The 10246-nt window shown below is 59.7% G+C and carries 10 protein-coding genes; 1 reads left to right on the top strand and 9 read right to left on the bottom strand.

Annotated elements, in window-relative coordinates:
- From PA598K_RS37895 to PA598K_RS12760, 7 genes are all read right to left on the bottom strand, one after another.
- The coding region (locus PA598K_RS37895) for an aldehyde dehydrogenase family protein (RefSeq protein WP_260405383.1) at positions 1-816 on the bottom strand (816 nt) is incomplete at its 3' end.
- Positions 813-1739 carry a proline dehydrogenase family protein gene (locus tag PA598K_RS12785; RefSeq protein WP_128657408.1) on the bottom strand — a complete coding sequence of 309 codons (927 nt, stop codon included), beginning with the start codon at positions 1737-1739 and terminating at the stop codon, positions 813-815. The genes PA598K_RS12785 and PA598K_RS37895, both read right to left, overlap by 4 nt.
- Positions 1740-1766: 27 nt before the next feature.
- Complete coding sequence (gene rocF / locus PA598K_RS12780; protein WP_128657342.1) at positions 1767-2681, bottom strand: arginase; 915 nt, start codon at positions 2679-2681, stop codon at positions 1767-1769.
- A 54-nt stretch (positions 2682-2735) separates the two neighbouring features.
- Entirely contained in the window at positions 2736-3947 is a 1212-nt protein-coding gene (locus tag PA598K_RS12775) for an ornithine--oxo-acid transaminase (RefSeq protein ID WP_128657341.1), read from the bottom strand.
- Between the two features lie 164 nt (positions 3948-4111).
- Positions 4112-4834, bottom strand: a complete 723-nt coding sequence (locus tag PA598K_RS12770) for an amino acid ABC transporter ATP-binding protein (RefSeq protein WP_128657340.1) — start codon at positions 4832-4834, stop codon at positions 4112-4114.
- Complete coding sequence (locus tag PA598K_RS12765) at positions 4831-5484, bottom strand: amino acid ABC transporter permease (RefSeq protein WP_307719886.1); 654 nt, start codon at positions 5482-5484, stop codon at positions 4831-4833. The genes PA598K_RS12770 and PA598K_RS12765 overlap by 4 nt, the downstream gene beginning before the upstream one ends.
- 22 nt (positions 5485-5506) lie before the next feature.
- The gene (locus tag PA598K_RS12760) at positions 5507-6355 is read right to left on the bottom strand and encodes a transporter substrate-binding domain-containing protein (RefSeq protein WP_128657339.1); all 849 of its coding nucleotides are present in this window, start codon (positions 6353-6355) and stop codon (positions 5507-5509) included.
- Positions 6356-6670: 315 nt separating this feature from the next.
- Here PA598K_RS12760 and PA598K_RS12755 point away from each other — a divergent pair, with 315 nt between their 5' ends.
- Positions 6671-7315, top strand: a complete 645-nt coding sequence (locus PA598K_RS12755; protein ID WP_128657338.1) for a GntR family transcriptional regulator — start codon at positions 6671-6673, stop codon at positions 7313-7315.
- Positions 7316-7434: 119 nt separating this feature from the next.
- Here PA598K_RS12755 and PA598K_RS12750 read toward each other — a convergent pair whose 3' ends face one another.
- Positions 7435-8289 (bottom strand): amidohydrolase family protein, encoded by an 855-nt coding sequence (locus tag PA598K_RS12750; protein WP_128657337.1) that lies wholly within the window; start codon positions 8287-8289, stop codon positions 7435-7437.
- A 71-nt stretch (positions 8290-8360) separates the two neighbouring features.
- Entirely contained in the window at positions 8361-10190 is a 1830-nt protein-coding gene (locus PA598K_RS12745; protein WP_185601900.1) for a UbiD family decarboxylase, read from the bottom strand.
- Between the last annotated feature and the right edge of the window lie 56 nt (positions 10191-10246).

The following is a 10246-nucleotide window of genomic DNA, read 5'->3' as shown; positions in this document are numbered from 1 at the left end:
GTGCAGGCCCGTCTCCTTGGAGCCCGTGAAGCTGATAAACCGGGTCTTCGGATGGCTCGTCAGATAATCGCCGATCTCGGCGCCGCTGCCCGGCAGGAACTGGATGACGTCGGCCGGCATGCCCGCCTCGACCATCGCTTCGTAGAATTTGTAGGCGATTACCGTCGTCGGCGATGCCGGCTTGAGGATGATCGTATTGCCGCTCACGACAGCCGCCGAGGCCATCCCGGCACAGATCGCCAGCGGGAAGTTCCACGGCGGGATGATGATGCCGACGCCGAGCGGGATATACGTCAGCCGGTTGTCCTCGCCCTTCAGCGGCTGAAGCGGCTGCAGCTCGTTGGTGCGCGACAGCCGGACCATCTCGCGGGCGTAGTATTCGAGGAAGTCGATCGCCTCCGCCGTATCGGCATCTGCCTCCGGCCAGTTTTTGCCCGACTCGAGGATCATCCACGCCGAGAACTCATGCTTGCGCTCCCGCATCAAGGATGCGGCACGCACCAGGATCTCCGCCCGTTCGACAGGCGCGACCTGCTGCCAGCGTTCGAATGCTTCCAGCGCCGACTGCATCGCCTGCTCCGCCTGCTCGCGACTTGCTTTGCTCACCTTGCCGATCACTTCCGTCTTACGGGCTGGATTGATCGAGACGATCTTGTCGTCCGTCATTACTGCAGCCCCGCCGATGTGCAACGGATAGTCCTGACCGAGGCGCGACTTCACCAGCTCCAGCGCCTGCAGCATTTCCTTGCGGTTGCTCTCTATCGAGAAATCGGTGATCGGTTCGTTCTGAAAAGGCGCAAATTGTTGACCCGTCATCGTGATCCCCTCGCTCTTCGCATATTTTTGAGAATAAATGCTACGTTCGCCGGCCGCTCCGCCAGCCGACGCATAAAGTAACCAAACCAGTCCTCTCCGAAAGGCACATACACGCGGACTCGATGCCCCTCCTGCACGAGCGCGTCCTGGATGTCCTCGCCGATGCCATACAGCATCTGGAACTCGTAGCGGTCGCTGGCGATCTCATGCTCGCGGATCAACTCCAGCGAGCGGTCGATAATCTCCCGGTCATGAGTCGCAATCGCCGTATAGCCCTGCGACAGCTGCAGGCGGATCAGCTCCAGGAACTGCCGATCGACATCCGCCTTGCGAGGATAAGCGACCGACTCAGGCTCCTTGTAGGCGCCCTTGACGAGCCGCATATTCGCCTGCAGCTCGCCCAGCTCTCGCACATCGGCCGGCGCTCGCCGCAGGTAGGCCTGGATGACGACGCCGACATTATCATAGCTGCGCCGCAGCTCGCGGTATAGCTCCAGCGTCGGCTGACAGTGGGCATAGTCCTCCATGTCGATGCGGACGAAATGGCCCGCGTCCGCCGCATGCGAGACGATGCGGCGCATGTGGCCGAGACAGATATCCTCTCCCAGATCCAGACCAAGACTGGTCAGCTTGAGCGACAGATTGGCCTGTACGCCCGATGCCCGGATCACATCCAGCGTCCGGATGCACATCTGCGCCGAGGCTGCCGCCTCCTCGCGATCTGACACGAACTCGCCGAGATGGTCCAGCGTGGCCAGCTTGCCTGCCGCGTTCAGCCCCCGGACCGCCTCGATCGCCTCCTCTACCGTTCGTCCCGCTACGAACCGCGACGCTCCCAGCTTCAGCCCATACCGCCTGGCCAGACGCCCGGCAGCGGGGCTGCGACCTACACCAAGCAAGATGCGACGCATCATCGACTCGATCATCCCGGCTCCCTCCTCACAGAGATGCTACAGAATTCGCTTGCCGAACAAAGACGCGACCAGCTCGACGGCCAGTCGGGCCGTACGGCGGTCATGATCCAACTGTGCGTTCACTTCGACGATCTCCACAGATGTTACCTTGTGCGACTCGGCCAACAGCTCGCAAGCAAAGTGGGCCTCGCGGTAATTCAAGCCGCCCGGCACAGGCGTGCCGACGCCTGCCGCCTCCAGCGGGTCCAGCACATCGAGATCGAAGCTGACATGGATGCCGTCCGTGCCGTCGCCGGCGATCTTCAGCGCTTCCTCGACGATCGTCTGGATGCCCTGGCGGTCGACCTCATGCATCGTATAACAGGCGATGCCCTTGGACTTGATGATCTCGCGCTCGGCAGGGTCGAGCTCGCGAGCGCCGATGATGACCAGATTGCGCGTATCGAGCTCGGCAGCGCCTGAGAGGATATCGCTCAGTCTCAGCTTCGCCTGACCCGTCGCGATCCCCAGCGGCATGCCGTGCATATTGCCGCTCATGCTGCTCGCCTCGCTGTTCAGATCGGCATGTGCGTCGAACCAGATGACGCCCGGCCGCTTGTAATGCTTGGTCAGTCCTGCCAGCGTGCCGATCGCCCCGCTATGGTCGCCGCCGACGACGAGCGGCAGGACGTCGCGCGAGATCGCATCCGATACCGCTTCGCCCAAGCGCGCGCTCATCTCCTTCACTTGCTGCAGGTGCTTCGGCGGGCCGCCGCGCGTCCAGTTGTCCTCGCTGCGCAGCGAGGCCGAGGGGCAATCGATCTCGATCGTCTCCTCGAGGGTTAGTCCGAGCTGCCCGAGCTGCCGCAGCAGTCCGGCCTGGATGACCGCATCCGGCCCGAGCTCGGCTCCGGGATGTCTGCCGCCTAGCGAGAACGGCACTTTGATGACTTTGATCGTTGGGTTGGACATAGGGATCACCCTTTCAATTGATGTTGCCTTCGAGATGCCGCTGCTCCAACGGCGCTAACCATCGATAGCTGAGGTCAATACCGCCTCGATCCGTTCGAATGCCCAGTCCAGCTCGGCCTGCTCGATGACGAGCGGCGGGGCGAACCGGATCGTCGTCTCATGCGTCTCCTTGCACAGCAAGCCTTGCGCCATCAGCGCCTCGCAGAACGGCCGCGCCTTGCGATCTAGCTCGACGCCGATGAACAGACCGCGCCCGCGGATCTCCCGGATGTACGGACTGCTGATCGTCTCCAGCCGCTCGCGGAGGTAGTTGCCGAGATGATCCGAGCGCTCGGCCAGCGCTTCGCCTTCGACCACGTCGAGCGCGGCGATCGCGACGCTGCACGCGAGCGGATTGCCGCCGAACGTCGATCCGTGCGAGCCGGGCTCGAAGACGCCGAGGATCTCGTCATCGGCGGCCACCGCCGAGACCGGCAGGACCCCGCCGCCGAGCGCTTTGCCCATAATGTACAGATCCGGGACGACGCCCTCCCAGTCGCAGGCGAAGCGTCGCCCGGTGCGACCGAAGCCGGTCTGAATCTCGTCGGCGGCCAGCAGCACCCGGTGGCGCCGACATAGCTCGGATGCCGCCTTCAGGTAGCCAGCGGGAGGGATGATGATGCCCGCCTCGCCCTGGATCGGCTCGATCAGCAGCGCAGCCGTATTGGGCGTGATCGCCTGCTCCAGAGCAGCCAGATCACCGTAGGGGATAATCTTGAAGCCCGGAGTGAATGGGCCAAAGTCCTCGCGATACTCGGGCGACGAGGAGAACGAGGTGACCGTCAGCGTCCGGCCATGGAAGTTGCCGCTGCAGACGATAATCTCGGCCTGATCCGCAGCGACGCCCTTGACCCGATAAGCCCAGCGGCGCACCGCCTTGACCGCCGTCTCGACCGCCTCTGCGCCGGTATTCATCGCCAGCACCCGTTGCTTGCCCGTATAGGCAGCCAGCTTCTCGTAGAATTGGCCCGGCGACGGGCTGTGGAACGCCCGAGAGGTGAGCGTCACCTTGTCTGCCTGCTCCTTGAGCGCGCGGATAATGTCCGGATGTCGATGCCCCTGATTAAGCGCCGAGTAGGCGCTCAGCATATCCATATACCGGCGGCCCTCCGGGTCCTCGACCCAGACGCCCTCCGCGCGCTCGATGACGATCGGCAGCGGGTGATAGTTGTGGGCGGCATATCGATCGGATTGATCGATCGCGGTTTGCGAGAGCGTGTGACTCATATCGTCCACCTCTTTCATTAATGTATTTTGTATTTTGTATACAATATATTATATACTTTTATCTTTGAAAAAAGCGGACAAAGCTGCGATCGGCCCTGCCCTTGTTGTTTGTCTTGATTATATCATAAAGCAACGCTGTCCATGTCAATTTTGCGAATGGCCGACTATAGTACTTTGGAGAGGAAATCCTGCGTACGCGGATGCTGCGGATTGGCCATCACTTCGCGCGGGTTGCCCTCCTCGACGATATTACCGCCGTCCATAAAGATCAGCCGATCGCCGACCTCGCGGGCAAAGCCCATCTCGTGCGTGACGATAACCATCGTCATGCCGTCTCTGGCTAGCTTCTTCATGACGTCGAGCACCTCGCCGACCATCTCGGGGTCCAGCGCCGAGGTCGGCTCGTCGAACAGCATGACCGACGGCTGCATCGCCAGCGCCCGCGCGATCGCGATCCGCTGCTTTTGCCCGCCCGACAGACTGGCAGGATACGCATTCTGCTTATCCTCGAGTCCGACGGAGCGCAGCAGCTCCAGCGCCAGCTTCTGTGCAGAGGCCTTGTCGCCTTTTTTGAGCAGCGTTGGCGCGAGCAGCAGATTTTCCATCACCGACATATGCGGGAACAGGTTAAAATGCTGGAACACCATGCCCATCCGTTGACGAATCTTGTTCAGCTCCGACTGACTGCCTGTCACCTCGCGGTTTTCGAAAAAAATCTTGCCGCTGGTCGGTTCCTCCAGTCTATTCAGACAACGGAGAAACGTGCTTTTGCCCGAGCCGCTCGGACCGATGACAGCGACAACCTCTCCCTGGCGAATCGTCGTCGTAATCCCTTTCAACACCTCATTGCTGCCAAACGACTTGTGAAGTCCTTCCACATTGATCATGATTTTTTCAACTTCCTTTCCAGCGCTTGCAGCAGGTTCGAGAGGGTAAAGGTCATGATAAAGTAGATGACGGCTATGACTAGCAGAGGCTCAAGCGGCAAATACAACGAGCCTTGAAAAATACGTGCCGTATACATCAGCTCGCCGATGCCAATAAAGGAGACGAGAGAGGAATCCTTGATAATAATAATGAATTCGTTGCCGATCGCCGGCAGCATGTTGCGAAAAGCTTGCGGCAGCACAACGTGGCGCATCGTCATCGTGCGCGTCATGCCAAGCGAACGAGCCGCCTCGAACTGGCCTTTGTCGATAGCCTGAATACCTGCCCGAAACACTTCGGCCATATATGCAGAGCTATTGATCGTCAAGGCTACCACGCCCGACATAAACGCGGGCAAATTAATCCCGACCGTCGTCAGACCGTAGTGAATAATTAAAATCTGCACAACCATCGGGGTACCGCGGATAATCTCGATGTAGGCTGACGCTAGAAACTTAAGCGGTGTAATCGTCGAGATACGCATCAGCGCGAACAGTACCCCAAGGATTGTGCCGAGGATGACCCCTACAGCTGACAGCTGCAGGGTCGTCCATGCGGCGCTTAAGAATGCTGGCCAGTGCTCGCTCAAAAATGAGAAGTTCAAATTCATGGTCAGCTAACTCCGTCCGTAATTATTCTCCTAGCATTTCGTTGGCTTCGACGACGAAGCGATCGATCTCGCCAGACTCGATCAGCCGTGCAATCGTGGCGTTGATGCTGTCCATCAGCTCTTGTTCGCCGAGCTTGACCGCTACGGCAAAGCCGTCGTCGTCCTCTGGCTCGATCACCACGTCGGAGACCGTCAGCCCCTCCTGCGACTTCGCATACTGCTCGCCTACAGGCGTCTCCAGGATGATCGCGTCGACGCGGCCGCTCGAGAGCTCCAGGATCAATTCAGGGATTTTGCCGAGCGAGGTCAGCTTCGCATCCTCGATTTCCTGAGCGATGCCTTCCTGGATCGATCCGAGCTGTACGCCGATCCGCTTGCCTTTAAGGTCATCCGGAGTTTTGTACTGGTCTGTCTGATCCGCCTTGACGAGCACCGCTTGGGTCGCCTGATAATATACATCAGAGAGCAGGAAGTTCTCACGACGCTCCTCGGTAGCGGACAAGCCGGAGATGACAAGATCGACTTTATCCGTTTTGAGTGCCATTAACAGTCCATCAAAATCTGTATCCTGGATTTCCAGCTCGGCATTCATATCCTTGGCAATTTCCTTCGCCAGCTCGATATCGCTGCCAACGATGGTATCTACCCCATCGATCGTCTTGTGAAACTCAAACGGCGCATAATCCGCGCTTGTTCCCAGAACCAGCTTTCTCGCTTGCTCTGTCGGCTCGCTGCCGCCATTGCTGCCTGTGTTCGTATTGGACGGCGTTGTGTTGTCAGGCGTATTGGGGCTGCCGCTTCCTCCGCCACATGCCGCTACGAACATAGCCATTGCTGCGATACTACCTGTTGCTAGCCACTTTTTGCTCATTTCCTCATCCCCCGTTTTTAATAGTTTACACGTGCTGCACGTCTATGACAATAACATAAACCTCACATGCAGTGAAGACTTTGTGTATATTGTATACAAAATACTTCACACAATATACTCGCTCTCGCATGTAAGCAATTATAACACTACTAATCACCCGGCACAATCATTTTTTCATTTCATTTTCAGAGCGCAATGGAGTGTAAAAAGACCTGACAACTTGCCATCGTTTGGTTATAATAACCTAAACGACTTCTTTACCAAAGAAGCCTTGCGGGAACTGATTTTGTCACAAGTCACAAGGAGGAATTGCCGTTGCAAGCTCCCAAATATCAATCACTCAAAGACCATGTCTATAATTATATCGCTCAGCGAATTCAGGATCAAACGCTGCTGCCCAACCAAAAAATCAACGAAGCCGAGATATGCAAAAAACTGGAGATCAGCCGGACCCCGACCCGGGAGGCGCTCTTCCAGCTGACCTCGGACAACCTGCTCGATTATTTGCCTCGGCGCGGCTTCACCGTCAAAGCGTTCGACCCGAAGAAAAAGCTTGATCTCTCGGTTATTATCGGCACGCTGGAGGGACTGGCAGCGGCGCTCGCCGCCGACCATCTCACGCCCAAGGATCTCGCCGCTCTCGAAGCGCTGGTCGATAAAATGGATGCCAGCATCACAAATCATGAATTCACAGATTACTATAAAGATCAATATACCTTCCACAAGATCTACATCGACAAATCGAACAACGATGTGCTAATCGAGACGCTGAACTCGCTCAAGAACAGCTTCATCCGCCAGTCCTACGGCAGCGAGGACCCTGCCAAGCTGATGCGAGTGCTGCACATCGTCAACGGCGAGCATCGCAAGATCGTCGAGCTGTTTCGCGCCGACGACAAGACCGGTCTGGAAGCTACGCTCAAGTACCACTGGCGCATCATCGACAACGAAATGCTGTAGTTGTCAACGGAGAGCGGTGATTCATGCCATCCCGTCGAGATGGGCATCATTTCTCGACAATCAAAAATCTTCTGTATCCGAATAGGCGCGGACACAGAAGATTTTTTTGTCGCCTCCGGTTATCCCAACCGGTAGAAACGCACCGCCGTCTCCCCCAGAATCGCCCGGCGCTCGGCCTCGGACAGACCCGCAAGCGCCCGGTTCGTCTCGGTCCATACCTTGCGGTAATCGCCGGCCAGATTGGCCACCGGCCAGTCGCTGCCGAACATGAGCCGCTCCGCGCCAAAGCAGGTCAACGCATGCTCGATGTATGGCTTCAGATCTTCGCCCGCCCACGTCTGCGGATCGGCCGCCGTATTCAGCCCCGACACCTTGGCATACACATTGGGATAAGCAGCCGCCTCGCGGATCAGCGTCGCCCATGGCTCCATCCGGCGCTCGCGGATCGGCGGCTTCGCCAGATGGTCGATGACCAGTCGGAGCTGCGGCAGCCGCTCGGCGAGCGTGCATACATGCTCCAGATGACGCGGAAGCACCGCCACCACGTCATAGGTATAGCCATGATCGGCGAGCAACGCCAGGCTCTCGAGCGCAGCCGGCTGCAGGATCCAGTCCGGGTCCTGCTCGTCGTGAATCAGATGGCGGACTCCCTTGAACTTGGGCCGCTCAGACAGCGCTTCCAGCCGACGGGCCGCCGCATCGGGATGCAACAGATCGACCCAGCCGACGACGCCAGCCACCCACGCATTGGCCTCCGCAACCTCTAGCAGATAGTCCGTCTCGTTATCGCTATGGTCGGCCTGTACGATCACCGTCTCGTCGATGCCGTTATCCCGCAGCAACGGCTCCAGCTCCTCGGGATGGAAGCTGCGGTACAGCTCCGGCTCGTCGGGCGTCGGCCAGTAGTACGGCACACGCTCGAAGTTATAGAAGTGCTGGTGCGCATCGACGATGCGCGGCTTGCTGGTTGACATCGGTAGCCCTCCTCGATATAGCTGTCCCGCTCGACTACGGGACAGCTTGTATTATGGTCTTTCCCAAGCCCTTATCTGGCCTTCAAGATACCGCCTTCCTCAAAAAAGCGACGGATACGCGCCTCCACCCCGGCGTCCGGGATGAGCGGCGGCGCCTGATGCGGCTTCGTCCGGGCGTCGATGATCAGATTGTCGCAGCCCCAGTGCTTGTGCCGATAGGTCGCGCCGATGCCGTGTATATCATGCGACGGATTGCTGCGAGTGAAGGTAACCCAGAGGAAGTTGTTCAGCTCCGCGCCGACGAAGGCGCTGTCGTCGCACAGCACCAGCAGCGGACAGTCCGGCAGACCGCCGCGCGCCTGCACGAGCTCGGACCAGGCGGCCACCATCGCTTCCGTCTCCGTCTCGCCCTGATAGACCGGTCCGCTCAGCGCGACGACGCCCGGCAGCACATAATGCGCCTCGTCGACGCCCGGCAGCTCGCGCAGCAGCGGCGGCGCCTGGCGGCACAGCTCCCTGCGCTTGTGTCCCGCTGCGGCGACGATCACCTTGCTGCCCATGTTGAGCCCCTCGCCCGAGTAATCGAGCGTATCGATCGTCGTCTTGGTCTGGAAGTGCAGGTCGCGCTGCAGCTCGATCCGCTCCAGCATATACGCGAAGAACGCCTCGATATCATGTGTGCTAAGCGGCTGCTCCTGCTCGGCGGCGATGAACAGATACTTGGCCAGGCTGAGCTGACCGGTACCGAGGATACGATTGGCGATCGTCAGAATCTCCGCCGGCCGCTGCACCTGCTCGTATGGCGTATAGCGCTCGCTGCCGATCGCCAGCAGGAGCGGATGCACGCCCGCCGCATCGACGGCGTGCACCTCCTTGACGCCGCGAATCTCCTTGCTGATCGCGCCGCCGGTCAGCTCATGGATGAGCGCGCCGAACGAGGTGTCCTCCTGCGGCGGACGACCGACGACGGTGAACGGGAAGATCGCGCCTTGCCGCGCATACACCTTGTGCACCCGCATCATCGGGAACGGATGGACGAGGCTGTAGTAGCCGAGATGGTCGCCGAACGGCCCCTCCGGCTTCGTCTCGCCGGGACGGATCTCGCCGGTGATGACGAAGTCGGCGTCGAGGCTGACGCAGTGTCCGTCGACATAGGTGTAGCGGAAATGCCGCCCCGCCAAGAGCCCCGCAAACGTCAGCTCGCTCATCCCCTCCGGCAGCGGCATGACCGCCGATACCGTGTGAGCCGGCGGGCCGCCAATGAAGATGCTCACCTTGAGCGGACGGCCGAGCCGGTTCGCCTTTTCCTGATGGATGCCGATGCCGCGATGGATCTGGTAGTGCAAGCCGATCTCCCGATCCGTCTCATAGTCATTGCCCGTCAGTTGGACCCGGTACATGCCGAGGTTGGCGTTCATCGCGCCCGGCCGCTCCGGGTCCTCGGAGTACACCTGCGGCAAGGTGACGAAAGCGCCGCCATCCTCCGGCCAATGCTGGATCAGCGGCAGCTCGGAGATCGAGATCTCCTCGAAGCCTGCCGGCGCGCCTCCCGGACTCTTCACCGGCAGCGCCTTGCGCGCCGACAGCGCTGTCCCGATGGACTGCACCGGTGTCTTCAGACCGGCCATCGGGTCGTTGCGCAGCTCGATGACCCGCTGCGCGGCGTCCCACGTATCCCGGAAGATGAATCGGCTTCGCTCCATCGTCCCGAACAGATTGGAGACGGCGCGATAGCGACTCCCCTTCACCCGCTCGAACAGCAGCGCCGGTCCCCCCGCCTCGTATGCCTTGAGATGGATCGCCGCCATCTCCAGATGAGGATCGACCTCCTCGGCGATCCGGATCAGATGGCCGTGCCGCTCCAGATCGTTGACACATTGCTCCATATTGCGGTAGATCATCCTGCCACTCCTTTATGTATAGCAGCCTGCCGGCTTCTCTCGTGTACGATACAACC

Origin of the sequence: Paenibacillus sp. 598K (genome assembly GCF_003851045.1) — a bacterium.
GTDB lineage: Bacteria > Bacillota > Bacilli > Paenibacillales > Paenibacillaceae > Paenibacillus_D.
This window is presented reverse-complemented; position numbering and strand designations above follow the sequence as displayed.

Coding starts and splice junctions, on each gene's coding strand:
- PA598K_RS12770 (WP_128657340.1), bottom strand. CDS start 4,834: ATGATCAATGTGGAAGGACTTCACAAGTCGTTTGGCAGCAATGAGGTG.
- rocF (WP_128657342.1), bottom strand. CDS start 2,681: ATGTCCAACCCAACGATCAAAGTCATCAAAGTGCCGTTCTCGCTAGGC.
- PA598K_RS12765 (WP_307719886.1), bottom strand. CDS start 5,484: ATGAATTTGAACTTCTCATTTTTGAGCGAGCACTGGCCAGCATTCTTA.
- PA598K_RS12775 (WP_128657341.1), bottom strand. CDS start 3,947: ATGAGTCACACGCTCTCGCAAACCGCGATCGATCAATCCGATCGATAT.
- PA598K_RS12760 (WP_128657339.1), bottom strand. CDS start 6,355: ATGAGCAAAAAGTGGCTAGCAACAGGTAGTATCGCAGCAATGGCTATG.
- PA598K_RS12750 (WP_128657337.1), bottom strand. CDS start 8,289: ATGTCAACCAGCAAGCCGCGCATCGTCGATGCGCACCAGCACTTCTAT.
- PA598K_RS12745 (WP_185601900.1), bottom strand. CDS start 10,190: ATGATCTACCGCAATATGGAGCAATGTGTCAACGATCTGGAGCGGCAC.